Origin of the sequence: Kitasatospora sp. NPDC056076 (assembly GCF_042266305.1) — a bacterium.
Lineage (GTDB): Bacteria > Actinomycetota > Actinomycetes > Streptomycetales > Streptomycetaceae > Kitasatospora.
The window spans coordinates 29,485-54,824 of sequence record NZ_JBHJWG010000046.1 but is presented as its reverse complement, the minus strand read 5'-3'; the positions used below and the strand labels follow the sequence as shown (position 1 = coordinate 54,824).

Annotated in this window: 22 protein-coding genes and 1 riboswitch; of the genes, 8 read left to right on the top strand and 14 right to left on the bottom strand. The window is 74.4% G+C overall.

The annotated features are described in order from the left end of the window. Positions 1-119: 119 nt before the first annotated feature. Positions 120-797 carry a response regulator gene (locus ACFC1T_RS30450; protein WP_375893646.1) on the bottom strand — a complete coding sequence of 226 codons (678 nt, stop codon included), beginning with the start codon at positions 795-797 and terminating at the stop codon, positions 120-122. 180 nt (positions 798-977) lie between these two features. Between ACFC1T_RS30450 and ACFC1T_RS30445 the strand changes: the two genes are divergently transcribed. Further along, positions 978-2,573, top strand: a complete 1,596-nt coding sequence (locus tag ACFC1T_RS30445) for a purple acid phosphatase family protein (protein WP_375893644.1) — start codon at positions 978-980, stop codon at positions 2,571-2,573. A gap of 68 nt (positions 2,574-2,641) precedes the next feature. Here ACFC1T_RS30445 and ACFC1T_RS30440 read toward each other — a convergent pair whose 3' ends face one another. Together ACFC1T_RS30440 and ACFC1T_RS30435 are read right to left on the bottom strand one after the other, a co-directional pair. Beyond that, on the bottom strand, positions 2,642-3,133 hold the full coding sequence (locus tag ACFC1T_RS30440) for a hypothetical protein (RefSeq protein ID WP_375893642.1): 492 nt from the start codon (positions 3,131-3,133) through the stop codon (positions 2,642-2,644). Between the two features lie 93 nt (positions 3,134-3,226). Next, complete coding sequence (locus ACFC1T_RS30435) at positions 3,227-4,411, bottom strand: sensor histidine kinase (protein ID WP_375893641.1); 1,185 nt, start codon at positions 4,409-4,411, stop codon at positions 3,227-3,229. A gap of 295 nt (positions 4,412-4,706) precedes the next feature. On the opposite strand from ACFC1T_RS30435, the gene ACFC1T_RS30430 reads away from it, so the two are divergent. Further along, the gene (locus ACFC1T_RS30430; protein ID WP_375893640.1) at positions 4,707-5,534 is read left to right on the top strand and encodes a (2Fe-2S)-binding protein; all 828 of its coding nucleotides are present in this window, start codon (positions 4,707-4,709) and stop codon (positions 5,532-5,534) included. A 100-nt stretch (positions 5,535-5,634) separates the two neighbouring features. On the opposite strand, the gene ACFC1T_RS30425 is transcribed toward ACFC1T_RS30430, so the two are convergent. From ACFC1T_RS30425 to ACFC1T_RS30405, 5 genes are all read right to left on the bottom strand, one after another. Beyond that, a complete protein-coding gene (locus ACFC1T_RS30425; RefSeq protein ID WP_375893638.1) occupies positions 5,635-6,699 on the bottom strand; it encodes a hypothetical protein in 1,065 nt (354 codons plus the stop codon). Between the two features lie 165 nt (positions 6,700-6,864). After that, on the bottom strand, positions 6,865-8,457 hold the full coding sequence (locus ACFC1T_RS30420) for an alpha-amylase family glycosyl hydrolase (RefSeq protein ID WP_375893637.1): 1,593 nt from the start codon (positions 8,455-8,457) through the stop codon (positions 6,865-6,867). Between the two features lie 175 nt (positions 8,458-8,632). After that, complete coding sequence (locus ACFC1T_RS30415; protein WP_375893635.1) at positions 8,633-9,292, bottom strand: bifunctional 4-hydroxy-2-oxoglutarate aldolase/2-dehydro-3-deoxy-phosphogluconate aldolase; 660 nt, start codon at positions 9,290-9,292, stop codon at positions 8,633-8,635. Between the two features lie 41 nt (positions 9,293-9,333). Then, a complete protein-coding gene (locus tag ACFC1T_RS30410; RefSeq protein WP_375893633.1) occupies positions 9,334-10,968 on the bottom strand; it encodes an amidohydrolase family protein in 1,635 nt (544 codons plus the stop codon). Next, on the bottom strand, positions 10,968-12,305 hold the full coding sequence (locus ACFC1T_RS30405) for an amino acid deaminase (protein WP_375893631.1): 1,338 nt from the start codon (positions 12,303-12,305) through the stop codon (positions 10,968-10,970). The genes ACFC1T_RS30410 and ACFC1T_RS30405 overlap by 1 nt, the downstream gene beginning before the upstream one ends. Positions 12,306-12,458: 153 nt before the next feature. On the opposite strand from ACFC1T_RS30405, the gene ACFC1T_RS30400 reads away from it, so the two are divergent. The 4 genes from ACFC1T_RS30400 to ACFC1T_RS30385 all read left to right on the top strand — a co-directional run bounded on the left by ACFC1T_RS30400 (position 12,459) and on the right by ACFC1T_RS30385 (position 15,843). Continuing rightward, positions 12,459-13,667, top strand: a complete 1,209-nt coding sequence (locus tag ACFC1T_RS30400) for a sugar kinase (protein ID WP_375893629.1) — start codon at positions 12,459-12,461, stop codon at positions 13,665-13,667. Positions 13,668-13,704: 37 nt separating this feature from the next. Then, positions 13,705-14,454 (top strand): IclR family transcriptional regulator, encoded by a 750-nt coding sequence (locus tag ACFC1T_RS30395; RefSeq protein WP_375893627.1) that lies wholly within the window; start codon positions 13,705-13,707, stop codon positions 14,452-14,454. Between the two features lie 46 nt (positions 14,455-14,500). Beyond that, positions 14,501-14,911: a RidA family protein gene (locus tag ACFC1T_RS30390; protein ID WP_375893625.1), complete on the top strand. Its 411-nt coding sequence runs from the start codon at positions 14,501-14,503 to the stop codon at positions 14,909-14,911. Between the two features lie 206 nt (positions 14,912-15,117). Beyond that, on the top strand, positions 15,118-15,843 hold the full coding sequence (locus ACFC1T_RS30385; RefSeq protein ID WP_375893623.1) for a DUF2470 domain-containing protein: 726 nt from the start codon (positions 15,118-15,120) through the stop codon (positions 15,841-15,843). Positions 15,844-16,111: 268 nt separating this feature from the next. On the opposite strand, the gene ACFC1T_RS30380 is transcribed toward ACFC1T_RS30385, so the two are convergent. Continuing rightward, on the bottom strand, positions 16,112-17,059 hold the full coding sequence (locus tag ACFC1T_RS30380; protein ID WP_375893622.1) for a peptidoglycan DD-metalloendopeptidase family protein: 948 nt from the start codon (positions 17,057-17,059) through the stop codon (positions 16,112-16,114). A gap of 2 nt (positions 17,060-17,061) precedes the next feature. Beyond that, positions 17,062-17,244, bottom strand: a riboswitch (cyclic di-AMP (ydaO/yuaA leader). Between the two features lie 312 nt (positions 17,245-17,556). Here ACFC1T_RS30380 and ACFC1T_RS30375 point away from each other — a divergent pair. Next, the gene (locus ACFC1T_RS30375) at positions 17,557-19,098 is read left to right on the top strand and encodes an MFS transporter (protein WP_375893620.1); all 1,542 of its coding nucleotides are present in this window, start codon (positions 17,557-17,559) and stop codon (positions 19,096-19,098) included. A gap of 7 nt (positions 19,099-19,105) precedes the next feature. Here the strand turns inward: ACFC1T_RS30375 and purB are convergent, their stop codons facing one another. From purB to ACFC1T_RS30355, 4 genes are all read right to left on the bottom strand, one after another. Further along, positions 19,106-20,536: an adenylosuccinate lyase gene (gene purB, locus ACFC1T_RS30370; RefSeq protein WP_375893618.1), complete on the bottom strand. Its 1,431-nt coding sequence runs from the start codon at positions 20,534-20,536 to the stop codon at positions 19,106-19,108. A 103-nt stretch (positions 20,537-20,639) separates the two neighbouring features. Continuing rightward, positions 20,640-21,098: a MarR family winged helix-turn-helix transcriptional regulator gene (locus ACFC1T_RS30365; protein ID WP_375893617.1), complete on the bottom strand. Its 459-nt coding sequence runs from the start codon at positions 21,096-21,098 to the stop codon at positions 20,640-20,642. A 160-nt stretch (positions 21,099-21,258) separates the two neighbouring features. Next, the gene (locus ACFC1T_RS30360; RefSeq protein WP_375893616.1) at positions 21,259-21,675 is read right to left on the bottom strand and encodes a DUF3037 domain-containing protein; all 417 of its coding nucleotides are present in this window, start codon (positions 21,673-21,675) and stop codon (positions 21,259-21,261) included. Next, positions 21,672-22,427 (bottom strand): HipA family kinase, encoded by a 756-nt coding sequence (locus tag ACFC1T_RS30355; protein WP_375893615.1) that lies wholly within the window; start codon positions 22,425-22,427, stop codon positions 21,672-21,674. Before ACFC1T_RS30355 ends, ACFC1T_RS30360 begins: the two co-directional genes overlap by 4 nt. 184 nt (positions 22,428-22,611) lie before the next feature. Between ACFC1T_RS30355 and ACFC1T_RS30350 the strand changes: the two genes are divergently transcribed. Further along, positions 22,612-23,970 (top strand): NAD(P)/FAD-dependent oxidoreductase, encoded by a 1,359-nt coding sequence (locus tag ACFC1T_RS30350; protein WP_375893613.1) that lies wholly within the window; start codon positions 22,612-22,614, stop codon positions 23,968-23,970. 88 nt (positions 23,971-24,058) lie between these two features. On the opposite strand, the gene ACFC1T_RS30345 is transcribed toward ACFC1T_RS30350, so the two are convergent. After that, positions 24,059-25,261, bottom strand: coding sequence for a GDSL-type esterase/lipase family protein (locus tag ACFC1T_RS30345; RefSeq protein WP_375893612.1), 1,203 nt, complete (start codon positions 25,259-25,261; stop codon positions 24,059-24,061). Positions 25,262-25,340 lie beyond the last annotated feature (79 nt).

The following is a 25,340-nucleotide window of genomic DNA, read 5'->3' as shown; positions in this document are numbered from 1 at the left end:
GGCCACCCCCACCTCGCAGGTTCCGCGCGTCCACGGAGCATCCCCTCGGCCCCGTGGACGCGCCTTGGCGCCCTGCCGCCCCCGCGCTCGTGCCCTCGACCCTCGCGCCCTGCCGCCCGCTACCGCGGCACCGGGTACCCCATCTCCCAGGCGTGCACGGCGATCCCGACCCGGTTCGACACGCCCAGCTTGCGCTGGATGCTGGCCACGTGGGTCTTCACCGTCCCCGCGGAGATGAACAGTTCGGCCGCGATGTCGGCGTTGGTGCGGCCCGCCGCGACATGACCGGCGATCTCCACCTCCCGTTCGGTCAGCGGCACCACCACCCCCGCCGCGGCCGGACGCGCGGGCCGCCGCGGCGCCGTCACGTGCTGGAGCAGCCGCACCGTGACCGACGGGCTGATCAGGCTCTCCCCGTCCGCCGCCGCCCGTACCGCCTCGGCCAGCAGGGCCGGGCCGGAGCGCTTCAACAGGAACCCGGAAGCGCCGTGCCGCAGCGCCGGGTAGACGTACTCGTCCAGGTCGAAGGTGGTCAGCACCACCACCCGCACCGAGCCGGACAGCCGCCTGGTCACCTCCAGCCCGTCCAGTCGCGGCATCCGGATGTCCACCAGGGCGACGTCCGGCCGCAGTTGGGCCGCCAGCTCCAGCGCGGCGACACCGTCCACGGCCTCGCCCACCACCTCGATGTCCGGCTGGGCGTCGAGGATCCGGCGCACACCGCGCCGGACGGCCTCCTGGTCGTCCGCGACCAACACCCGGATCACCCGCGGGCACTCACCGTTCGCACTCGTCACACCGGGCAGTCTTCCGCACCGACCGGCGGGCGGCAAAGGCCGGGAGCGGCCGGGAGGGGCCGGAAGAGCCTGGGATACGGCGCGAGACGGCGGGTAGGACGGGCGGCCGGGAGAGGGCGCCGGGAAAGTTCACGCGGCCGGTCCGGCGCGGTTCACCTCCGCCCGGTGAAGCTGACCGCCATGAACGCTTCCAGTGGACGTCCGCCCGTCACCCCCTCCGTCAGCCGGCGCGGGCTCCTGGCCGGGGCGACCGGCCTGAGCCTCGGCGGCGCCGTCTCCCTCTCCGGCGTCGCGGCCACTCCCGCCGCCGCCTCCCCGGTGCTGTGGGAGCGGCCGGAGCGCTCCGGCGCCCCGCGGGTCGGCGGACTGCACCTGCAGTTCGGCTCGGACGCCTCGCGCGAGGTCACGGTCTCCTGGCACACCACCGCGTCCGTCTCCAACCCCCGGGTGATGTACGGGACTTCGCACGGCGGCTTCGGGCGCACCGAGCAGGCCGAGACCCGCACCTACCGGGACGCCAACTCCGGTACCGAGGTCCAGGTGCACCACGCCCGGATCGGCGACCTGCACCCGGACACGGACTACGTCTACGCGGCCGTCCACGACGGCGCCACCCCCGAACTCGGCACCGTCCGCACCGCCCCGCGCGGCCGGGCCGCCTTCACCTTCACCAGCTTCGGTGACCAGGGCACCCCCACCCTCGGCAAGCAGACCGCCAACGGCTACGCCAACGACAACCTCGGCAGCCCGGCCGCGGGCGACACCACCGCCGGGGTCGAGCGGGTCGCCCCGCTGTTCCACCTGCTCAACGGGGACCTCTGCTACGCCAACCTCTCCACCGACCGGGTCCGCACCTGGTCCGACTGGTTCGAGAACAACACCCGCTCGGCCCGCCACCGCCCCTGGATGCCCGCCGCCGGCAACCACGAGAACGAGAAGGGCAACGGCCCGATCGGCTACGGCGCCTACCAGGCCTACTTCGACCTCCCGGACTCCGACGCCGACGACGAACTGCGCGGCCTCTGGTACGCGTTCACGGCCGGCTCGGTGCGCGTCATCAGCCTCAACAACGACGACGTCGCCTACCAGGACGGCGGCAACAGCTATGTGCACGGCTACTCCGGCGGAGCCCAGCAGCGCTGGCTGGAGCGGGAGTTGATCGCCGCCAACGCGGACCCGGGGATCGACTGGATCGTGGTCTGCATGCACCAGGTGGTGATCTCCACCGCCGACAAGTTCAACGGCGCCGACCTCGGCGTCCGCGAGGCCTGGGTGCCGCTGTTCGACAAGTACGGCGTCGACCTGGTGGTCTGCGGCCACGAGCACCACTACGAGCGCTCCCACCCGATCCGCGGCCAGCAGCCCACCGACACCCGCACCCCGATCCCGGTCGCCACCGGCACCGAGACCGTCGACACCACCCAGGGCACCGTCCACATGGTCATCGGCGGCGGCGGCACCTCCGCCCCCTCCAACCACCTCTTCTTCACCCCGCCCAAGGCCCGGGTGATCACCGGCGTCGGCCCGGTGGACCAGGCCACCGGCAAGCGGCCCCCGGTCTACGTGATCGAGGACGCCCCCTGGTCCGCCTTCCGCGACGCCCAGAACCCGTACGGCTTCGCCGCCTTCGAGGTCGACCCGGGCGAGCGCGGCGGCCGCACCAGCATCGCCGTCACGTACTACTCCGTGAGCGGCCCGTACGGCGACCTCGTCCCGGTCGACCGCTTCACCCTCACCCGCCCGCGCGGCCTGCGCGGCGGCGGCCGGGGGCGCTGACCCTCCCCACCCACGCCCGGGGGCGCGCTCAGGCGCCCCCGGGCGCCCCCGGGCACCCCCGGGCACTCCTAGATGTGGGTCCACCCGCCGTTGGCGAGGAGTCCGAGCGGGCCCGCGAGGAGCAGGGCGGCGAACGCCGTCCCCACCCGGCCGCGGTTGCGCCGGCCGGTGAGCAGCAGCATGACGCCGGACGGGAGGGCGAAGACGAACACCGGCAACGGGAGCAGCAGGAACGGCACCGAGCACACGGCCTGGACGCCGAGCTGCAACCAGCCGACCGTGAGGCAGGCACGCCGGAAGCCCGGCTCGCGCGGTACGGCCAGGGGCAGCACCGTCATCCCGAGGAATCCGACGTACAGGCCCCAGAACCAGGCGTTGCCGTCCCCCCACCACACCCCGCCGACGGCCCACGGCACCCAGGCGACACCGGCCAGCGCGACGAGGACGCGCCCACTGGGCCGGACCCGGCCGCGGACCAGGGTGGTACGTGGCTCCCTCGGCCGGTCGGTGAACGCGGCCTCGGCCGCGAAACCGGGCTGCGCCGGCAGTGACTCGCTCATCCCTACCCCCTGAGAACGACCCCGCGCATGATTTGAACGTGTTCAACATAGCGCTCCGACCGTCGCCCGGAAAGCCGGGGGGGTACCCCCGCCTCACCGCCCCGGCAGGGTGCAGCACACCTCCCAGCCCGAGGGGCCGGACGGGCCGGCGGTCAGGGTGCCCCCGTGGGCGGCGGCCCGGGCCGTCAGGCCCGCCAGACCGGTACCGCCCGCGCCCGGGCGGCGGCGCAGCCGGGGCCGTCGGGCGGCCGGCCCGCCGGTGTCGCCGACGGTCACCCGCACCGCCCGGCCGTCCGCTTCGGCGGCCACCCGGACCGCCACCGCGGTGGCCTGCGGGGCATGCCGGCGCACGTTGGTCAGGGCCTCCAGGACGACGGCGTACGCGGTGGCCCCGGCCTCGGCGGCGAGCAGTCCGAGCGCCTCCGGGGCGAGCTCCACGGTGGCGCGCGGGCCACCCGTCGTACCGAAGCGCTCCACCAGCTCCGGCAGGTCGGCCAGGCCGACCCGGCGGGTGGTTCCGGCCGCCGCCCAGCCTTCGCGCAGCGCCCCGACCATCTCGTCCATCGAGTCCAGCGCCCGCAGCCCCGCCTCCTCCAGGCGGCGCAACAGGGCGGCCGTCTCCTCCGCCTGCTGGCCAGGGAGCTGGCCGGCCTGGGCCTCCAGCACGATGCCGGTGATCTCGTGGGCGACGAAGTCGTGCAGCCCGCGGGCGACGTCCAGCCGCTGCTCGCGCCGCGCCCGCTCGACGGCGCGCTCCCGCCGGACGTCCAGCACCCGCAGGTAGAGGCTCGCCCCGGCCACCCCGAGCACCGGCAGCAGCGAGAACAGCACGCCGCCCACCGGCCCGGCCGCACCGCCCTGCGGCATCCGGAGCACGAACCGCAACGGGAGCAGCACGGCCGCGAGGGAGACCAGCCCGCCGACCGGCCAGGCCCAGCGCTCGGGCAACCGGCGGACGGCCCGGTACAGCACGCCCAGCAGCGCGAGCCATTCCAGCGGCAGCCAGAACGCGGGCAGCCGGTACGGCCCCGGGTAGCCCAGGTCGACCAGCAGCGAGACCCCGGCCGCGCCGGCCGCCGCGGCGGCGAGCGTGACGCGGCCGAGCGGCCAGGGCAGCAGCGCCACCGCGGCTGCGAACGCGGCCGTCAGGGCGAGCAGCAGGGCCGCCCCGCGCTCCCCCGGATGAGCGAGCACGACGGGCGCGAGCAGCAGCAGAGCGGTGGCGACGGCGGGCCAACGGCGGCGCCGGGCGGGGCGGGACTGACGGTCGGTGCGCACTCCGCCGAGCCTACGGGCCGCTCTCCCGAGGGAGGCCCGCTCCTCCCCGCGCAGGAGGCGACTCCCCTCCGCAGCGGGAGGTCAGGACGGTTCGGACGGGCCAGACTCGATGCCGTCGGAACAACCCCCGCAACGGAGGACGGATCACCGTGGATCTCCGAGCGCCAGGCCGCGGTAGCGTTCATCCGCACGACCGGCCCGGCCCTCTGGAGAAGCAGATGCACCCCGACCGCCCGATCCCGACCGGGCCGACCGAAGCCGGCACGGGGTTCAACGACCCTACCGGGGAGGGCCGTTGAACCCCGCGCCCGAACAACCGCAACCCGAACAACCGCAACCCGAACAGCCACAGCCCGACCAGCCTCGGCCCGACCGGCCGCAGGCCGACCGGCAGCAGTCCGACTACGCCCGACTCGCCGCCCTCGGGCCGTACTTCGCCCTCGACACCGCCCCCGACACCGACCCCGCCGGCCCCCCGCCGCCCGGCTTCCGCCCGCTGCCGGAGCTGTACGGCACCGGCCCGGACGCGCCACTCCCCGCCCGGATCCGGGTGGTGGCGCAGCGCCTGGGCACGGCCGAACTCCGGGTCGCCGCCTCGATCCTGCACCTCGGCCTGGCCGCCCGCTTCTGGTCGGTGGGCATCGGCTCGGCCGTCCTGCTGGGGACGGTCCCGACCCTGGACCACGCCTGGGTGCGGATCCCGGACCAGGGACCGATCGACCTCTGGACGCCGCCGGAACCGGTCCGCCCGGAGCCCGGGGACCTCGTCGATCAGCTCCACCGATCCGTCCTGATCGGGCAGTTGGAGCCACTGGCCGCAGCAGTGCGCGCCGCCGTGCCGCTCTCGGCACGCCTGCTGCACGGCAACGCGGCCTCCGCGCTGGCCGGGACGCTCCGGGTACTGAGCCCCCGGGCGTCGCTCCCGGCCCGGGAGTTGGTCACGCGGCTGCTGGACCGTCCGCCACTGGCGGGCTCCGGCACGCTGCACACCGGCCCGCGCGGGGCCGCGTTCCGCCGGACGAGCTGCTGCCTCTACTACCGGACCGGCCCGGGCGCCGGGCTCTGCGGGGACTGCTGCTTCACCCGGCCGCCGGCCCGGCGGAACCCACCGGAAACCCGCTGAGGCCCGCGCCCGGCTTGTCCAGAGCCGGGTGCGGGCCACTTGTTCCCCACCCGGTTCCGATGCCCTCGCACCGGGTGAAGTCCCTTCGGGCAGGCGGTCCTCAGACCGCGACCGCCTCCTCCATCTCCTCCTCGGCCTCGGCCGCCGCCTCGGCCCGCGCCGTCACCGCGCGGCGCCCGCGGCCCTCGTACGCCGCCGCGGCGACCAGGGCCGCCCCGCCCAGCAGCAGCCAGACCACCAGGGTCAGCACGTGCCCGCCGAGGCCGGCGCCGCCGTCGAAGTACAGGATGTCCCGCGCGCCCTCCAGATAGCCGGCTCCGGTCCAGAAGCCGTGCAGGGCCCCGAAGAACCCGTTCTGCAGTTCGGGCCGGTAGATGCCGCCGGAGGAGGTGAAGTTGAGCATCACGAACAGCACCATCAGGGCCAGCGTGGTCCACTTCTTCAAGAAACTGTGCAGGCCGGTGCCGATCAGCACGATGCCCGCGGAGTAGAGCCAGCCGAGCGCCCAGACGGCGGCGTAGTCGTGATCGACCACGTGGAAGAGCGGACCGGCGGTGGCGATCCCGATCACGCTGACCACCAGCGAGACGGCCACGCCCACCAGAGCCCGGATCCGCATCGGCAGCCCGGCGCCGGCCGCGCCGATCACCGCGACGCTGGCGTAGGAGCCGATGCTCAGCGCGACCAGCAGGAAGAACAGGCCCTGGCCGGTCGGGTCGCCCTCGGCGGGGGTGGTGAGGTCGGTGACGTGCAGCGGGACGCCCTGCCGGTCCGTGACGTTGGTGAACACCGCCGTGGCGGCCACCACCGAGGTGTCGGAGTTGCCCTTGGCCACGATCAGCTCCGGGTTCCGGGCGTCCGGGACGAAGGCGCCGACCAGGTCGCGGTCGCGCAGCAGCTGCTCGGCGGCGGAGCGGTCGGCGACGGTCCGCACGTCCAGCGCGGCACCGGCCTTGCCCTGGATGGTCTGCGCCAGCCCCTGGGCCTGCGGTCCGGCGCCGACCACGGCGACCTTGAGGTGGTGGGGCTCGGGCTGGTGGAAGGCGCCCTGGTAGGCGAGGGCCATGCCGAGGCACATCAGCAGCGGGGTGAGCAGGTGGACGGCGAGGTGCTTGAGCGCGTGCCCCGGGGTGGGCGCCGCGGTGGGGGTCTGGGGTGTGCTCATGGCGTTCGTACCGTCCTCCGGCGATCTCTTCGATGATGGTGGCACATACAACCAATGTAGGTGGCAAATGCAACCATCTATGGATGTAGCTTACAACCATCTGACGCGGATCAGAAGCCGGGCCGCCCGGAGCACGGCCCGACGACCGGCAACCGACAGCCCGGCTCAGCCCAGCTCGAACACCCCGTACGAGAACCCCTCGGCCCGCAGCTCACCGTCCACGACCCGCACCCCCTGCACCTCCAGCGGCCGCACCGCTCCCCCGCCCGGGAGGCCCGCCGGCCGGACCGCCCCCGGCTCCCTGCGCGGGTTCACCGCCACCAGGTACCGCCCGGACCGCACGTACACCAGCGGGTACCCGGCCTGCCGCACCTCCACCCCGCCGGCGGCGCCCAGCCCGGGGTGGGCGCGGCGCAGCGCGATCAGGCGCCGGACGGTGTGCAGCAGCGAGGTCGGGTCGGCGCGCTGGGAGAGCACGTCCGGGCGGTGCGGGTCAGGGTCCGGCGGCAGGTAGCACCGCTCGGGCGCGGCCGTCGAGAATCCGGCCGACGGGCCGGGCGTCCACTGCATCGGGGTCCGCGACCCCGCCCGGTTGAAGCGCGGGCCGAGCACGCTGCCCTCGACGTCCGGCAGTCCGGGCAGGTAGCGCATGCCGATCTCGTCCCCGTAGTACACGGCGGGCAGGGTCGGCCAGGTGAGCAGGAAGGCGAAGGCGGGGGCGAGTTGCTCCCCGGAGCGCGGGGCGGTGGCCAGCCGGGAGAAGTCGTGGTTGGCGGTGGGCAGCACGATGTGCCCGTTGCCCTCGGTGAGTTCGGCGGCGGAGCGCCAGGCGTCCAGGAAGGTCTGCGGGGTGCCGCGCCCCTCGGCCTCGAAGTAGCACGGGCCCTGCTGCCAGAACTCCTCGACCGTCCCGCCGCCGTTGTTCCACAGCGACCGCAGGGGGAGGCCGTGGTCGTCCCCGCCGAAGTGCAGGAAGAAGTCGGCGTGGAACCCGGCCGCGACGGCGGCGGCCGGTTCGCCCCACTCGGCGAGCAGCGCGGCCTCGGGGTGGGCGCGGTCCAGCCAGTCGCGCAGCTCGGTCCAGAGCTTGGCGGTCTCCACCCGGCCCGGGTCGTCCTTGACCAGCGAGTACGCCATGTCCACCCGGAAGCCTGCCACGCCGAGGCCCAGCCAGTGCGCCATGATGTCGCGCAGTGCCGCCCGGTTGGCGCGCGGGCCCTCGGCGTCCACCGGCTGCCGCCAGGGCTCCGACGAACTCGTACGCGCGTAACCGAAGTTGAGGGCGGGCTGACAGTCGAAGAAGTTCGGCCGGTACCAGCCCGGCCGGCTCCCGGGCGAGGCGACGAAGCCCTCCACCGGCCGGTCGGACCAGATGTAGCGCTGGTCGGCCGGGTCCTCGGCGGAGGCCAGGAACCAGGGGTGGCGGTCGGAGGTGTGCCCGGCGACCAGGTCCAGCAGGATCCGGATGCCCTTGCCGCGCGCGGCCTCGACCAGCGCGACCAGATCCTCGGTGCGGCCGTAACGCGGGGCCGGGGTGAGGTAGTCGGTGACGTCGTACCCGGCGTCGCGGAACGGCGAGGCGAAGCAGGGGTTGAGCCAGACGGTGTCCACGCCCAGCCAGGCGAGGTGGTCGAGGTGCCCGGTGATGCCGGCGAAGTCGCCGATGCCGTCGCCGTCGGAGTCCGCGAAGGACTGCGGGTAGATCTGGTAGAGGACGGCGTCGGCCAACCAGTCGGGGCCGGGGCGGGTCGAGGTCATGGGGCGGGTCCTCCTGTCGGGTCCGGGGGCCGCCCGGGCCGGGGGCCGAGGGGCCCGGGGTGGGCCGGGTGCCACCGATTCTCGTCCGATCCCGGCCGTCCCGACAGCCCGCCGCGCACCTTCACCGAACCGCCGCCGGGCCGGTGCCGCGCGGCCCCCGCTCCGCAGGAAGCGGCTACGCCCCCGCCGCGCAGGCCCGGGTGAACGCCCGGGCCCGCCTGGTGATCTCCGCCCAGTCCCCCGCCTCCACCACCGCCGGCGGCACCACGTCCGTCCCCGCGCACACCGCGAGCGCCCCCTGTGCCAGGAACTCGGCCGCGTTGCCCGCGTTCACCCCGCCCGAGGCCACCAACGGCACGTCGGGGTACGGGCCGCGCAGGTCCTTGAAGTAGCCGGGGCCGAACGACCGGGCCGGGAAGATCTTGACGGCGGCCGCCCCCAGGTCGACCGCCCGGGCCACCTCGGTCGGGGTCAGCGCCCCCAGCACCACCGGCACCCCGCGCGCCCGTCCGACCTCGGCGACCTCGGGCCGGCAGCCGGGGGTGACCAGGAAGGAGGCCCCGGCGTCGATCCCCCGCCCGGCCTGCTCGGCGGTCAGCACCGTCCCCACCCCGACCCGCCACCCGGCCGCCGAGGCGCGCTCCAGATGGTCCGTCACATCCGGGGTGGTGTAGGTGAATTCGGTGAAGTTGATGCCGCCCTCGGCGAGTGCGGCGCACAGCGCGGCGGCGTCCGGGATCCGGGGTGCGCGGACCACCGCGATCACCGGGTCGTTCCGCAGCTCGGCAAGGGCGTTCGTGCCGTTCACAGCATTCGTGGCGTTCGTGGCGTTCATCGGGCCAGCGTTCATCGGGCCAACATTCATCGGGCCAACATTCATCGGGCCAGCGTTCCTCGATCGGTGCGGCGCAGGGCGTGCCCGGGCCGGGCGCCGGTGGTGCGACCCTGCCGGACGACGGCGGTGCCGTTGACGTACACGTACTGAATCCCCTCGGCGGGCAGCCTGGGTTGCTCGAAGGTGGCGGTGTCCCGGACCCGTTCGGGGTCCAGCAGCACCAGGTCGGCGTGGTGGCCGGGGGCGATCCGGCCGCGCCGGTCCAGCCCCAGCCGGGCGGCGGGCCGGCCGGTCATCCGGGTGATCGCCTGCTCCAGGGTGAGCACGCCCAACTCCCTTCCGTAGTGGCCGAGGTAGCGCGGGAAGGTGCCCCAGGCGCGCGGGTGCGGCCGGGCCCCGACGAGCAGGCCGTCGCTGCCCACGGTGTGGGCGGGGTGGCGCATCACCGCCCGGACGTTCTCCTCGTGCCCGACGTGCTGGAGGACGGTGGTGGCCAACTCGTCGCGGCGCAGCAGGTCGAGGAAGACCTCCGTCCCGCCGGTCCCCCGCTCGGCGGCCAGCTCGGCGACCGTCCGGCCGACCGTCGGCGCGAGGTCGGCCGAGCGGACGCCGGAGATCTGGACGGTCGCCCAGTCGGCGACCACACCGTGGCAGCCGTCGCTGCCGGTCCGCTCCATCGCGTACCGGATCCGCTCGCACGCGGCCGGGTCGGCGAGCCGCGCCAGGGTGGCGCCGGGGCCGCCCTCGGTGGCCCAACTCGGCAGCAGGGCGGCCAGGGTGGTGGAGCCGGGCAGGTAGGGGTAGCTGTCCAGGGTGAGGTCGACGCCGTCCGCGAGCGCCCGGTCGACCAGGTCCAGGAACTCGCCGGCCCGGCCCCGGTTGACGCCGAAGTTCATCGTGGCGTGGGTCAGGTGCAGCGCGCAGCCGGACCGCCGGGCGATCTCCACCATCTCCGCGTAGCCCTCCAACGCACCCTTCCCGTACGAGCGTTGGTGCGGCGCGTGGAAGCCGCCGTAGGCCGCGACCACGGTGCACAGCGCGGCCAGCTCGGCGGTGTCCGCGTACATCCCGGGGGTGTAGCTGAGCCCGCTGGACATGCCGACCGCGCCGTGCAGCAGGCCCTGCGCCAACACCTGCCGCATCCGGTCGAGTTCGCCCGGGGTGGGCGGGCGGTTGTCCCAGCCCATGGCGAGCATCCGCAGCGAGCCGTGCGGGACCAGGTAGCAGGCGTTGACGGCGACCCGGGTGCGGTCGATCCGGTCCAGGTACCCGCCGACGTCGCGCCAGTCCCAGTCGAAGCCCGCCGGATCGCCGTTCCATCCAGCCAGCTGCCGGCGCAGCGCGGGCAGGGTGGTGTCGTCCACCGGGGCGTAGGACAGGCCGTCCTGGCCGAGCACCTCGCAGGTGACGCCCTGGGTGACCTTGGCCGGGTGCTCGGGTTCGAGCAGCAGGGCGAGGTCGGAGTGGGCGTGCATGTCGATGAAGCCGGGGGCGAGCACCAGGCCGTCGGCGTCCACCACGGCGCCCCCGCCGAGGCCCGCGCCGATCTCGGTGATCACGCCGTCGGCGATCCGCACGTCCGCCCGGTAGCGGTCGGCGCCCGTCCCGTCGACGACCGTGGCCCCCTTGAAGACGGTCGCCCCCGGGAAGGCAGTGGTTCTCTCCCCCGCCGTCATCAGAAGAACGTCCTGATCAGCCCGGTGACCTGCGGCTCGGCCGCGTCCGCGCGGTCCAGCACCGGGATCGCGGTCCACTTGTCGAAGGCCGTGCACGGGTGCGAGACGCCGAGCCGCAGCACCGCGCCGACCGGTGCGAGGTCGCCCGCGTCGCGGAGGTAGGCGTGCTGGTCGTTGAGCGCGGTGATCCGGGCGGCCGTGCCGGTCAACGCCGCACCGCCACGCACCAGTTGCGGCTCGGGCAGACCCTCGTCGAAGGGCAGGTCGCGCTTGCCCGCGTCCAGCAGCGCGAGTTGGGGCTCGGGCCGGGAGGCCACTCGGGCCCAGCCGTGCAGCGCAGCGCGGAACGGGGTCGGCCCGCCGCCCCGGGCGAGCGGGGAGATGCCCCGGTAGAAGCCGTCGTCGTGGGCGATGTACGCACCCGAGCGGAGCACCACCAGCGCCTCCGGCAGGGCGGCCAACTCCTCGGCCACCAGGTCGAAGTAGGCGCTTCCGCCGGCCGACACCACCGGTGGCGCGCCGTCCGGGTAGGCCCCGGCGAGCCGGCCGTGCAGTTCGCCGAGCGCGTTCAGGTAGCCGCGGACGGCGGCCAGCCCTTCGGCGGTGGCGTCGTGCGCGAGGGCGCCCTCGTACCCGCCGACGCCGGCCAGCCGCAGGGTGGGGGCGCGCAGCACGGCGGCGGCGACCTCGACGGCGGCGTCCACGCCGCGCACGCCGGTCCGCCCGCCCGGGCCGCCGAGTTCGACCAGCACCTCGACCGGCCGTTCGGCCCCGGCGGCGCGCAGCGCCTCGTCCATCAGCCGTACGCCCTCGGTGGAGTCGGTCCAGCAGAGGAAGCCGAAGCCCGGGTCGGCGGTCAGTTCGGCGGCGAGCCAGGCGAGTCCGGCCGGGTCGAGCAGGGTGTTGGCGAGCAGGATCCGCTGGACGCCGAAGGCGCGGGCGACCCGCACCTGGGGCAGGTTGGCGAGGGTGATCCCGTGGCTGCCGGCGGCGAGTTGGGCCTGCCAGAGCTGGGGCGCCATGGTGGTCTTGCCGTGCGGGGCGAGCGCGACGCCCGCCTCGGCGCACCAGTCGGCCATGGTACGGACGTTGTGGTCGAGCGCGGCGCCGTCGAGGGTGAGCAGCGGGGTGCCGAGGGAGGAGAGGGTCGGTCCGGTGGCGAGCCAGTCGCGCGTGGTGCGGCCCCAGCTCTCCGGCGGGGCGGCCTTGAACCGCCAGTCGAGGGTCTCGTCGGCCAGCGCCGCGACCGCCCCCTCGGCGATGCCGGGCCCGTCCGCACCGCTCGCGAAGGCGCCACGGCCCGCGAGGGTGCCACGGCCCGCGAAAGTCTGCTCCACCGTCTTCCTCCATCCACCATGTTGCAACATGTGCAACGAGGGTTGCACATGTTGGCAACACGGTTCTAGCATCGGCGCCGGATCACGGTCAACGGAGTCGAACCCCACCGTCAGAGGTCGACACCCCGCCGCCGCAGACGAGGAGCCCAGCAGATGCCGCCACAGGACCACCCGGGGCCGGACCGCCCCGGCCCTCCCCCGACGGCCGTGTGCGTGGGCGAGTCGATGGCCGTGCTCCTGCCCGACCGCCCCGGCCCGCTGGAGTCCGTGGACACCTTCCGGCTGTCCGTCGGCGGCGCCGAGTCCAACGTCGCCGGGGCCCTGGCCGCGCTCGGCGTGCCGACCGCCTGGATCAGCCGGGTCGGCGACGACGGCTTCGGCCGCCGCCTGCTCGCCGAGGTCGCCGCCCGCGGCGTGGACGTCTCCGGCGTCACCGTCGACCCGCACCGCCCGACCGGCCTCTACCTCAAGGAGGTCGGCGGCACCACCGGCCACCGGCACGACCTCGGCCCCGGCCGCAGCCGGCTGCACTACCACCGGCGCGGCTCCGCGGCCGCCGCCCTCTCCCCCGCGCTGCTCACCGACCCCGCCGCCGCCGGCCTGCTGGCCGGCGCCCGCCTGCTGCACCTGTCCGGCATCACCGCCGCGCTCTCCGACGACTGCCTGGCCCTGCTGCGCGCCCTGCTCGCCGACCGCCGCCCGGGGCGGCTGGTCAGCTTCGACCTCAACTGGCGCCCAGCGCTCTGGCGGGACCGCGACCCGGCCGTACTGCCGCCGCTGCTGGACGCCGCCGATCTGCTGCTGCTCGGCGCCGACGAGGCCCGGGCCGCCTTCGGCACCGACGAGCCCGCCGCGCTGCGCCGCCGCTTCCCCGCACCCGCCACCGTGGTGGTCAAGGACGCCGCCCGACTGGTCACCGCGCTGGACCGGGACGGCACGGCCGTCGCCGAACCGGCCCTGACCGTCGAGGTGGTGGAGGCGACCGGCGCGGGCGACGCCTTCGCCGCCGGCTACCTGGCCGGCACCCTCCACGCCCTGGACCAGCGCCGCCGGCTGCGACTGGGCCACCTGAGCGCGGCCTGCGCGCTGACCGCGCACGGCGACCAGGCCGAACTGCCGCCGTCCCCGGTGCTGACCGCCCTGCTCGACGCCTCCCCCGCCGACTGGGCCGCCACCCGGGTCAGCGCCGAGGGCATCGACTCCCCGGCCCTGCCCGCCGCCCGCCCCTGGCGGCGGACCGCCGCAGACGCACCGGCCCTGACAGCGACCCAGGAGGCGGCCCAGGCGGCGCAGGCCGCGACCCAGGCGGTGGTGGCCGGGACGGCCGCCGGGGCGCGCGCCGACCGGGCCCGGGCACAATGAGCACCGACCCCCGCCACCCGACCGGAGCACGAGCCCGATGAGTCAGACCGTCACCCGCGCCCTGCGCATCCTCGCCGAACTCGGCGAGGGCGAGCGCTCCCTCGACCAGTTGGCCGAGGTCCTCGGCGTGCACAAGACCACCGTGCTCCGGCTGCTCCAGAGCCTGGAGGAGGAACGGTTCGTCTACCGCGACGCGGCCTACCGCTACCACCTCGGCGCCGGCCTGTTCGCCCTGTCCGGCCTCGCCCTGGAGCAGCGCGGCATCCGCCGGATCGCCGCCCCGCACCTCGCCGAGCTGAACTCCGCCACCGGCCAGACCGTGCACCTGGCGGCCTACGAGGGCGGCGAGGTGGTCTACATCGACAAGTTCGACTCCCGCCACCCGGTCAGGATGTACTCCCGGATCGGCCTGCGCGCCGCCCTGCACAGCGCCGCCGTCTCCAAGGTCCTGCTGGCCGACCTCCCGCTGCCCGAGCGCCGCCGGGTGGTGGCCGGGATCGACTTCACCCCGCACACCGAACGCACCCTCACCACGCCCGAGGCGCTGCTCGCCGAGCTGGAGAAGGTCGCGGCCCAGGGCTGGGCGCAGGACCACGCCGAGCACGAGGCCTTCATCAACTGCGTCGCCGCCCCGATCCGGGACGCCAGCGGCCGGGTGGTCGCCGCCGCCTCCATCTCCGTCCCGGACGTCCTCCTCCCGTACGAGCAGGTGCTGGACCTGCTCCCGCAGCTGCTCGCGACCGCCCGGGCGGTGTCGGCCGACTGCGGCCGCCCCGATCACAACTGACGAACCGTCACCGAACAGTCACCGACCGCAAGGAGTCCCGACCCCGATGTCCTCCGACAAGACCGAGATCCGCACCGACGGCGCCCCGGCCCCGGCCTGGATGTTCTCCCAGGGCGTCCGCAAGGGCCCGATCCTCCAGGTCTCCGGCCAGGGCCCGCAGGATCCGGCGACCGGCGAGTACCTCCACCACGGCGACGTGAAGGCGCAGACCCGCCGCACCCTGGAGAACGTCAAGGCCATCGTCGAGGCCGGCGGCGCCACCATCGAGGACGTGGTGATGTTCCGCGTCTACCTCACCAAGCGCGCCGACTTCCCGCTGATGAACGAGGTCTACGCCGAGTTCATCGAGGAGAACGTCAAGCCCGGCGGGGTGAAGCCGTGCCGCACCACGATCTTCGTCGAACTGCCGCAGGAGCCGATGCTGGTGGAGATCGACGCCCAGGCCGTCATCGGCTGACCACCTGACCGCCTGACCGCCCGGCGGCCTGACGGCCCGACGGCCCGACCCGCCGCCACGACACCCCGAGGGCCCGGACGCCACCAACGCGTCCGGGCCCTCGGCGCATCCCCACCCCGCCACGCCGCCGCGCCACCGCCCGCCCACTTGCCACACCTCCAGGGGGACATTAGGTTAGCCTCACCTAACCAACAGGAGGTCCGTTCATGAGCATCACCGCCGGTGACGCCGAGGTGCCCGAGCCCACCACCGCCGAGCGGGTCCGCAGCCTGCTCAGCGCGGCCTCCTCGCTCACCGTCCGCGCCCTCGGCGAGCACCACGACCTGGACACCCCGGTCTCCGTCCACGGCTCCCGGCTGCGCCTGCGCGCCCCGCTGGACGCCCCGCTCGTCGCGGCCCTCGCCGGCGCCACCGCCACCGACGGCCTGGCCGTCGTGCTCGACGTCACCGACGTCTCCCCCGTGGCGGTCCGCGACCGCATCCGCGGCCGGCTCACCCTGGCCGGCCGGCTGCACCTGGCCCACCTCGCCGACGACGGCCTCAGCGTCCACCTGCGGGTCGACGTCGCCCACGCCGTCCTCGCCACCCCGTACGGCACCGGCGCGCTCACCGCCGCCGACCTCTCCCTCGCCGCCCCCGACCCGCTGGCCCGTCACGAGGCCGCCCTGCTCACCCACCTGGCCGACGACCACGCCGACGCCCTCGACCTGCTCACCCGGCTGCTCGACCCGGCACTGCTCACCCACGGCCCGGCCGTCCGCCCGCTCGCCCTGGACCGCCACGGCCTGGTGCTGCGCCTGGACCACTCGCACGGCCACCGCGACGTCCGCCTGGTCTTCCCCGAGCCCGCCCGCGACACCGAGGACTTCGGCCACCGGATGCACGACCTGATGGCCGCCGCCGAACACGGCCTCCCGGCCCGCCGCACCTGACGCCGCCGCAGTCGGCGCAGTCAGCGCAGTCAGCGCGAATACGAGACGTACCCGTGGACCACGACGACCGAGCGGAAAACGGCAGCGGCCGGCCCGGCCGTACGAGAGGTTGTCCCGTACGGCCGGGCCGGCCTTGGGCGTGTCCCGCGCCCAGGTCCACCGGTGCGGCGATCACCCGGTCGAGCGGTCACCCGACATGACCATCCCGGGCGTCGATTCGCCCCGCACCAGCGGTGGTTCACACGTTCCTGCGGAAGGACCCGGAGGGTCAGAGCGCGACGCCGTGCGCCCGCAGGTAGGCGACCGGGTCGATGTCCGAGCCGTACTCGGAACCGGTACGGATCTCGAAGTGCAGGTGCGGGCCGGTCACGTTGCCGGTCGCACCGGAGAGACCGAGCTGCTGGCCGGCGGTGACGGTCTGACCGACGCTCACGCCGATCGAGGACAGGTGCGCGTACTGGGCGTACTTGCCGTCGGCGAGCTTGATCTCGACCTCGTTGCCGTAGGCGCCGTCGCTGCCGGCCTTCACCACGACACCGTTGGCGACGGCGCGCAGCGGGGTGCCGGTGGAGGCGACGAAGTCCTGGCCGGTGTGGTGGCCGGAGGCCCACATCGAGCCGGCCACGCCGTAGGCCTCGCCCAGCACGGGGTTGGCGAGCGGGGCGACGTAGCCGGAGGTGGCGGCGACCGGGGCCGCGGTCACGGCCTGGGCCGGGGCGGCGGTCTGAACCTGGGTCTGCACCTGGGCGCCGGGCTTGGCGGCCTCGGTCCGGACCTGCACCTGGGAGTCCGCGGCAGCGGAGGTGTCCTGGGTGACCGGCGCGGCGGACTTCGCCGGAGCGGCCGGCTTGGCCGGGGCGGCGGCGTGACCGGCGAGGGCCAGCTGCTGACCGGGGAAGATCAGGTTCGGGTCGGCGCCGACCACCGAGCGGTTCTGCTCGTACAGCGCGTGCCAGCCGCCCTCGACGTTCTTGGCGTCGGCGATCTTCGACAGGGTGTCACCGCTGACGACGCGGTAGCTCTGCTGGGCGGCCGGGGCGGCAGCCGGAGCGGCGGCCCCGGAAGCGGCCGGGGCGGTGGTGGCCGCCGGGGCGGTGTGCGCCTGGGCGCTCATCGCGGTCACGAGCGGCAGGACGAACGAGGCCCCGGTGACGGCGGTGGCGATGCCGATGCGGGCGGCACGGGGCAGGGCGATACGACGAGCCTGTGCAGGCATGGAATTTTCCTCTCCGACGCCTGCGAGGTGAGCTGTCGGGTTCGGGCTGGAGTTGCCCGGCCGCATGTGCGGCTTCACCCCAAGCCGGCCCTGGTGGTCCGCGCCCGAAAAGGCGCGAACTCCGGTCCGGCGACTTACCTGTGGGTCCCCCGCTCCTGCCGTACAGAGTTCGGTGCGAGCCACCGGGCAGCGGCAGGACTCGGCGTTCCACCCGGTGGATCCGTCCGGACTGGCCGGGCGGTCGCTGAACTAAAACTCATCCGTTCGGGTGAAGCAATGTCGATCTCTTGAATCGGCAACAACCCCCGCGGCCCCGTCACCCTCCGAATGATCCCTTGCACGCTCCGTGCACGATCCATTCACCCGGCGCCACTGATCCACCACCCTGCGCCGCCGGGACCACCCCCGTGCGACCGTCCGTTCACGCACCGCCACCGACCGACACACCACCCGGTGACCCTTGTCACGTACGCCCCGGCGGGCGCAGGATTCGGCCCGTGGCCACCTCTCAAGCCGGCACTCTGCGCCTGGGCACCGCGCAGGGCCGCTGGGTACTCCTCGCGACAGTGCTCGGCTCCAGCATGGCGATGCTCGACGGCACCGTCGTCAACGTCGCCCTGCCCCGGATCGGCGCCGACCTCGGCGCCTCCCTCGCCTCCCTGCAATGGACCCTGAACGCCTATCTGCTCACCCTGGCCGGCCTGATCCTGCTCGGCGGCGCCCTCGGCGACCGCTACGGACGGCGCCGGGTCTTCCTGATCGGCGTGGTCTGGTTCGCCGTCGCCTCCGCGGCCTGCGCCGCAGCGCCGACCATCCACGTGCTGATCGCCGCCCGCGCCGTCCAGGGCATCGGCGGCGCGCTGCTCACCCCGGGCTCGCTGGCCATGCTCCAGGCGGTCTTCCACCCGGACGACCGCTCGGCGGCGGTCGGCCTCTGGTCCGGCCTGGGCGGGGTGTCGGCGGCCGTCGGCCCCTTCCTCGGCGGCTGGCTGGTGGACGGCCCGGGCTGGCGCTGGATCTTCCTGCTGAACCTGCCGCTGGCTGCCGCCGTGATCGCGGTGACCTCCCGTTACGTCCCGGAGAGCCGGGACGAGTCCGCCGCCGGCCGCTTCGACGTGCCCGGCGCCCTGCTCGCCGCCCTCGCGCTCGGCGCCGTCACCTACGCGCTCACCGCCGCCGGGGAGGGACTGTCCCCCGCCGTCTGGGTCACCGGTGCGATCGGCCTGCTACTGGCCGCCGCCTTCGTGGCCGTCGAGCGGCGCACGCCCGACCCGATGCTGCCGCTCGGCCTGTTCTCCTCCCGGCTGTTCACCGCCGTGAACCTGGTCACCCTCTGCGTCTACGCGGCGTTCAGCGGGGTCTTCTTCCTGCTGGTGGTGCAGCTGCAGATCGTCTCGGGCTTCTCCCCGCTGGTCTCCGGCTTCGCCCTGGTGCCGATCACGGTGCTGATGCTGACCCTGTCCGCGCGCGCCGGGCGGCTCGGCAAGCGGATCGGCCCGCGCGTCCCGCTCACCGTCGGCCCGCTGCTGTGCGCCGCCGGGGTGCTGCTGATGCTGCGCACCGGCCCCGGCTCCTCCTACTGGGCGGACGTGCTGCCCGCGGTCGCGGTGATGGGCTCCGGGATGACGCTGCTGGTCGCCCCGCTGACCGCCACCGTGCTGGCCGCCGTCGAGGTGCGGCACGCGGGCATCGCCAGCGGCGTCAACAACGCCGCCGCCCGCGCGGCCGGGCTGCTCGCGGTCGCCGCCCTGCCGGCCCTGGCCGGACTGAGCGGCGACGCCTACCGGGTGCCCTCCGCGGTGGACTCCGCCTTCCACACCGCGATGCTGATCTGTGCCGGCCTGCTGGCCGCCGGCGGGCTGATCGCCTTCGCCACCGTCCGGGGCAATGTGCTGGCGCCGGAGGAGGAGCACCCGGTGGCCGAGCCGAACTGCGACTGGCCCTGCGCCACCACCACCCCGCCGCTCGACCCGGGCCGCCCCCGGACGCACGAGGGCCCCGCCACCGGAACGGCGGCAGGGCCCTCGCCAGAGAACTGACTCCTCGTCAGAGGATGTCGCCGGGGGCGTACTTGGCCGCCTCCGGGTAGGCCGCCGCGACGGCCTCCACCTGACGGACGACCTCGGCGACCTGCGCCCCGGCCGCACCGGTGAAGGACAGCCGGTCGGCGAGCAGCGCGTCCAGCCCGGCCCGGTCCAGCGGGATCCGCTCGTCGGCGGCGAGGCGGTCCAGCAGCTCGTTCTCCCGGGCGCCGGCGCGCATCGCCAGCGCCGAGGCGACGGCGTGCTCCTTGATGACCTCGTGGCCGGTCTCCCGGCCGACGCCCGCGCGCACCGCGCCCATCAGCACCTTGGTGGTGGCCAGGAACGGCAGGTAGCGGTCCAGCTCGGCCTCGATCACGGCCGGGAAGGCGCCGAACTCGTCCAGGACGGTGAGGAAGGTCTCCAGCAGGCCGTCGAAGGCGAAGAAGGCGTCCGGCAGCGCGACCCGGCGCACCACGGAGCAGGAGACGTCGCCCTCGTTCCACTGGTCGCCGGCCAGCTCGCCGGTCATCGACGCGTAACCGCGCAGGATGACGGCCAGGCCGTTGACGCGCTCGCAGGAGCGGGTGTTCATCTTGTGCGGCATCGCGGAGGAGCCGACCTGGCCCTCCTTGAAGCCCTCCGTGACCAGCTCGTGGCCGGCCATCAGGCGGATGGTCTTGGCCAGGCTGGACGGCGCGGCGGCCAGCTGGACGAGGGCGGTGAGCACCTCGAAGTCCAGCGAGCGCGGGTAGACCTGGCCGACGCTGGTCAGCACGTGGTCGAAGCCGAGGTGGCCGGCGACCCGGCGCTCCAGCTCGACCAGCTTCTCGGTGTCGCCGCCGAGCAGGTCCAGCATGTCCTGGGCGGTGCCGACCGGGCCCTTGATCCCGCGCAGCGGGTAGCGGGCGATCAGCTCCTCCAGGCGGCGGAAGGCGACCAGCAGCTCGTCGGTGATCGACGCGAAGCGCTTGCCCAGGGTGGTGGCCTGCGCGGCCACGTTGTGCGAACGGCCGGCCATGACCAGCTCGGAGTGCTGGGCGGACAACTTGGCCAGGCGCACCAGGACGGCGACCGTACGGTCCCGGACGTGCTCCAGGGACTGGCGGATCTGCAGCTGCTCGACGTTCTCGGTCAGGTCCCGGGACGTCATGCCCTTGTGGATCTGCTCGTGGCCGGCGAGCTCGCTGAACTCCTCGATCCGGGCCTTCACGTCGTGGCGGGTGACCCGCTCACGGGCGGCGATCGAGCCGAGGTCGACCTGGTCGACCACCCGCTCGTAGTCGGCGACGGCATTCGCGGGCACCTCGACACCGAGGTCCTGCTGGGCCTTCAGGACGGCGAGCCACAGGTGGCGCTCGAGGACCACCTTGTGCTCGGGGGACCACAGCTGGGCCAGGGTCGCCGAGGCGTACCGGGAGGCCAGGACATTGGGGATCTGGGGCTTCGCGCTCACGCTTCGCAAGCCTAACAGCCGAGGTCACGCCGAACGTCGGCGGATGGCGCGAGGCCGCACCGACCCGGTCGGCGGGCCCGACCGGCGGGCCCGGTGGCCGCCGCTACTGCGGCGCGGCGCCCGTCCGGCCGGCCAGCACCGGGAGGACCTGCCCGCAGATCGAGTGCAGGGCGATCCGCTGCTCGTCGGTCATCGCCGAGAAGGCCTGGTGGGTGCGGGCCATCTCGCCGCGGATCCGGTTGAGGATCTCCCGGCCCTCGGCCGTGATCACCACGATCTTCACCCGGCGGTCACCGGCGGCCGCCTCCCGGTTGGCCAGGCCCAGCGTCTCCAGCCGGTCCACGATCCCGGTCACGTTCGACGCGTCGCAGCCCAGTCGCCCGGCCAGCGCGCGCATCGGCACCGGCTCCTGCACCGAGCCCAGCGCCTTGGCCTGGGAGGAGGACAGCCCGTGCCGGGCCGCGGCGGCCGCGAAGTCCTGGAAGTACGCGGCACCGACGGCGGCCAACGCCTCCATCAGCTCGGCGTTGGTCGGTACGGTCGTCGTCGAGATCGAACCCATGGGGTCAGCGTACGGCCGAGTGCTTCACTAACTCAAGCTTTGACCACGGCAAACGTCGGCGAGCCGCCTCACAGTACCCCGTTCGGGGCACGAGGGGCACGAGGGACAGGAGGGGCGGAGACGCGGGAGGCGCAGCAGGGCCGGGCCCGGAACGGCGGGGTCAGAGCACCAGCTGGTCGAACAGCCGCCGCAGCTCGACCTCCGGGTCCGCGGTCAGCCCGGTGTGCACCGGCCCCGGCTGGACGACCGCGCTGCGCGGCGCCGTCAGCCAGCGGAACCGCTGCCCGGGGCTGTCCGAGGCCGCCGGACCGGCCTGCGGCCCGCCCAGGCAGACCGCCTCGATCCCCTGCAACGCCCGGCGCACCCCCTGCACGTCCGCGACCGGGTCCAGCGCCAGCAGCCGGGCCTGGTCCAGGTGGGTCCGCGCGGCCAGGTGGGCGCTCTGCCGGCAGTACAGCAGCACCCCGACGTTCACGCACTCACCCCGCTCGACCCGCGGCACCGCCCGGATCACGGCGTACTCGTAGTCGTGCAGTTCCACGACGGCCGGCAGCGCGGCCGACAGCGGCCCGGTCATGCGGACACCTCCGGCAGCCAGTCCCGCGGACCGGCCAGTCGCCCGGTCAGCTGGGCGCGGTACGCGGCGCGTACGTCCTCAGGCGAGTCGAAGCCGAACTCGTCCACCAGCCACACCTCGGGAATCTGCGCCACCGCCGCCTCGACGGCCTCCTCCGCGATCGGCGCGAGTGCCTTGTCCGCCGCCGCCAGGTCCGGCCGGGCGCGCAGCAGCGCGTGGTCGGAGGCGTCGTACGGGCGGCGCACCCAGGCCGCGGCGCCGGGCCAGTTGTGGTGGAAGATCAGGCTCGCGCCGTGGTCGATCAGGCGCAGCCCGCCGGTCGCCACCAGCAGGTTGGGGTTGCGCCAGGACCGGTCGACGTTGCCGATCAGCGCGTCGAACCAGAGCACCTGCCCGGCCAGTTCGGGGTCCACCTCGAAGCAGAGCGGGTCGAAGTTCAGCGCCCCGCTGACGAAGGCCATCCCGAGGTTGGTCCCGCCGCTGGCCCGCATCTGGTCCTGGACCTGGTGGTCCGGCTCGCTGCGCGCGAGCACCGGATCCAGGTCGACGGTCACCAGTTCCGGCACCGGCAGCCCCAGCCGCCGCCCCAGTTCGCCGGCCAGCACCTCCGCGACCAGCGCCTTCCGGCCCTGCGCGGCGCCGACCCATTTCAGCGCGTACAGCCGCCGGTCGTCGGCCTCGACCAGGCCCGGCATCGAGCCGCCTTCTCGCAGTGGCGTCACGTACCGGATCGCCGTCACCTCGGGGAGCACGCCCGACAGCTTATCGGTGCCCCGCCCCGCCCCGGCCCCCCGACAGGAACCCCTCTTCAGGAACCCCTCTTCCCCCTCCTCCCCCCTGCGCCCCATCCCGGTGGCAGCCCCCGCTGCTCCGTGCGAGTGTGGCGGACAGTAATGGGGGCCTTCCGGTACGACCTGTACGGCAAAGGGATGAGCGATGGAACGACCTCGGATCCTGATCGTGGGCGGCGGCTTCGCAGGCCTGGAGTGCGCCCGCCGCCTCGAACGCAAGCTCTCGCCGTCGGAGGCCGAGATCACGCTGGTCACGCCGTTCAGCTACCAGCTCTACCTCCCCCTCCTCCCCCATGTCGCGGCCGGCGTCCTCACCCCCCAGTCCGTGGCGGTCTCCCTGCGCCGGAGCCTGCGCCGCACCCACATCGTCCCCGGCGGCGCCATCGGCGTGGACCCGGCCTCCCGGGTGTGCGTGGTCCGCAAGATCACCGACGAGGTGGTCGCGCAGAAGTACGACGTCCTGGTGCTCGCCCCCGGCAGCGTCACCCGCACCTTCGACATCCCCGGCCTGACCGACTACGCCCGCGGCATGAAGACGCTCGCCGAGGCGGCCTACGTCCGCGACCACGTGATCGCCCAACTCGACCTCGCCTCGGCCACCCTGGACCAGCGGGAGCGCGAGTCCCGGCTGCAGTTCGTGGTCGTCGGCGGCGGCTACGCGGGCACCGAGACGGCCGCCTGCCTGCAGCGCCTCACCACCGCCGCCGCCCGCCGCTACCCGCGCCTGGACGCCCAGCAGATCAAGTGGCACCTGATCGACATCGCCCCCAAGCTGATGCCCGAACTGGGCGACGCCCTCGGCACGGCGGCCCTGGAGGTGCTGCGCGGCCGCGGCATCGAGGTGTCGCTCGGCGTGTCGGTGGCCGAGGTCGGCGCCGAGACGGTCAAGTTCACCGACGGCCGGGTGATCCCCTGCCGCACCCTGATCTGGACGGCCGGGGTGGCCGCGAGCCCGCTGATCGCCACCCTGGACGCGGAGACGGTCCGCGGCCGGCTCGCGGTGACGGCGGAGATGCGGGTGCCCCAGTTCGAGGGCGTGTTCGCGCTCGGCGACGCGGCCGCCGTCCCCGACCTGGCCAAGGGCGACGGCGCGGTCTGCCCGCCGACCGCCCAGCACTCGGCCCGCCAGGGCCGCGCGGTGGCCGACAACGTGATCGCCTCGCTGCGCAGCCAGCCGCTGGAGCCGTACTACCACAAGGACCTCGGCCTGGTGGTCGACCTCGGCGGCAAGGACGCGGTCTCCAAGCCGGTGGGCGTCGAACTGCGCGGTGTTCCGGCCCAGTTGGTGGCCCGCGGCTACCACCTGATGGCGATGCGCACCAATGCGGCGAAGTTCCGGGTGGGGGCGAACTGGCTGCTCAACGCGACCGCCGGGGACGACTTCGTCCGTACCGGCTTCCTGGCCCGCCAGCCCGCCCGGCTGCAGGACTTCGAGTACACCGACGCCTATCTGACGAAGGATCAGGTCCGCGCCCACGCCCAGTCCCTGCTCGCCAAGGGCTGAACCCGAAAGCCGAGCCGAAAACCGGGCCGAGCGCCGTACCGCCGCCCCCGCCCGCACACTCCGGGCGAGGGGCGGCGGCACGTCCGCCTCACTCCGCCGTCAGGTACATCCCGCTCGCGTCCCGCCCGGCCGTGTTGTTGCACGCGTAGTTGCCGGTCGGCCGGGTCCACAGCTGCCCCAGACACGCGCCCAGCGCCTGCTGCCCGTAGTAGTTCGGGTGCATCGACTCCTGGACCGCGCCCTGGCTGGTGTTGAGACCGCCGTCCAGGAAGCGCGCCCACTCGCTGGTGGTCGCGGACGGGCCGGAGCCCGCGCTCGGCTGCTGCGCGGAGGTGGAGCACACCTCACGGCCCTGGAGCATGTTGGAGAGGTCCAGGAACTGCGCCCCCTTGGCGGCCGCGACCCCCGCCAGCGCCTTGGAGATCTGCGGCACCATCGAGTCGCGCGCCCAGTCGGCGTCGCCGTCCCAGAACGGGCAGCCGCCGGTGTCCGACCGGCTCCAGCCGCTCTCCGGGTAGCGCATCTCGGCGCTGCGCGGGATCGGCGAGGGGTACGACTGGAGCACCAGCCGGTAGTCGGAGCGCGCGTAGCCCGCGTTGGTCATGACGGCCCGGATCTCGTCGATCGCCTTGCTCACCCCGGCCATCGCGGTCGGCATCTTGGAGTCGATCTGGGACTGCGCCGAGCTGTGGCAGTAGGAGTACCAGACCAGGTAGTCCTGCACGCAGTTGGAGATGATCCCGGAGAAGCCGAGGTCGTTCCCGCCGATCGACAGCGTGATCAGCTTGACGTTGTTCTGGGCCGCCACGGTGGCGAGTTGGTCGGCCTGCGGGGCCTCGCCCTTGAGGGACTGCCCGCCGTTGGAGGCGCGGAAGACGTTGCCGGTGACGGCGCCCGAGCAGGCCAGGTTGACCTGCTTCTGGGCGACGCCCTGGGCGCCGAGCACCTCGGCGACGTCGGAGCGGTCGCACCCGCCGGCCGCCGTCGCGCCGTAGACCAGCGAGGGGTCGTACGAACTGCCGTTCCAGGCCCGGTCGGTGCCGGTCCGGTTCCCGCTGGAGTCGGCCGAGTTGCCCTTCCAGCGGCCGGCCTCGCCGGAGATGTAGCTGTCGCCGAGCGTGACGCTCGCGGTCGGTCCGCCCGGCGCGGCGGCCGGCGCGGCCGGGGCCGCCGAGGCGGGCGCGGCGAGGGCCAGCCCCGCCAGGGTCAGCGGCAGGGCGGCGGCTGCGGTGAGCAGCCGACGGCCGAGTCCAGGGGTGCTGCTGGTGCTGCTCGAACTGTTTTCGGGCACGGCGGAACTCCTGCGGCTCGGTCTCCCCGCGCGATGGGGACGGGAAGACGCGTACGTGAGGGAAGGCCGCCGGCGCCGG

Excerpts from the sequence above, each read along its gene's own strand:
- ACFC1T_RS30360 (WP_375893616.1), bottom strand. The coding sequence starts at position 21,675 with ATGACCGGGCCGCTGTCGGCCGCGCTGCCGGCCGTCGTGGAACTGCAC.
- ACFC1T_RS30385 (WP_375893623.1), top strand. The coding sequence starts at position 15,118 with ATGAGCATCACCGCCGGTGACGCCGAGGTGCCCGAGCCCACCACCGCC.
- ACFC1T_RS30395 (WP_375893627.1), top strand. The coding sequence starts at position 13,705 with ATGAGTCAGACCGTCACCCGCGCCCTGCGCATCCTCGCCGAACTCGGC.
- ACFC1T_RS30425 (WP_375893638.1), bottom strand. The coding sequence starts at position 6,699 with ATGAGCACACCCCAGACCCCCACCGCGGCGCCCACCCCGGGGCACGCG.
- ACFC1T_RS30420 (WP_375893637.1), bottom strand. The coding sequence starts at position 8,457 with ATGACCTCGACCCGCCCCGGCCCCGACTGGTTGGCCGACGCCGTCCTC.
- ACFC1T_RS30365 (WP_375893617.1), bottom strand. The coding sequence starts at position 21,098 with ATGGGTTCGATCTCGACGACGACCGTACCGACCAACGCCGAGCTGATG.
- ACFC1T_RS30380 (WP_375893622.1), bottom strand. The coding sequence starts at position 17,059 with ATGCCTGCACAGGCTCGTCGTATCGCCCTGCCCCGTGCCGCCCGCATC.
- ACFC1T_RS30410 (WP_375893633.1), bottom strand. The coding sequence starts at position 10,968 with ATGACGGCGGGGGAGAGAACCACTGCCTTCCCGGGGGCGACCGTCTTC.
- ACFC1T_RS30400 (WP_375893629.1), top strand. The coding sequence starts at position 12,459 with ATGCCGCCACAGGACCACCCGGGGCCGGACCGCCCCGGCCCTCCCCCG.
- ACFC1T_RS30440 (WP_375893642.1), bottom strand. The coding sequence starts at position 3,133 with ATGAGCGAGTCACTGCCGGCGCAGCCCGGTTTCGCGGCCGAGGCCGCG.
- ACFC1T_RS30390 (WP_375893625.1), top strand. The coding sequence starts at position 14,501 with ATGTCCTCCGACAAGACCGAGATCCGCACCGACGGCGCCCCGGCCCCG.
- ACFC1T_RS30350 (WP_375893613.1), top strand. The coding sequence starts at position 22,612 with ATGGAACGACCTCGGATCCTGATCGTGGGCGGCGGCTTCGCAGGCCTG.
- ACFC1T_RS30445 (WP_375893644.1), top strand. The coding sequence starts at position 978 with ATGAACGCTTCCAGTGGACGTCCGCCCGTCACCCCCTCCGTCAGCCGG.
- ACFC1T_RS30415 (WP_375893635.1), bottom strand. The coding sequence starts at position 9,292 with ATGAACGCCACGAACGCCACGAATGCTGTGAACGGCACGAACGCCCTT.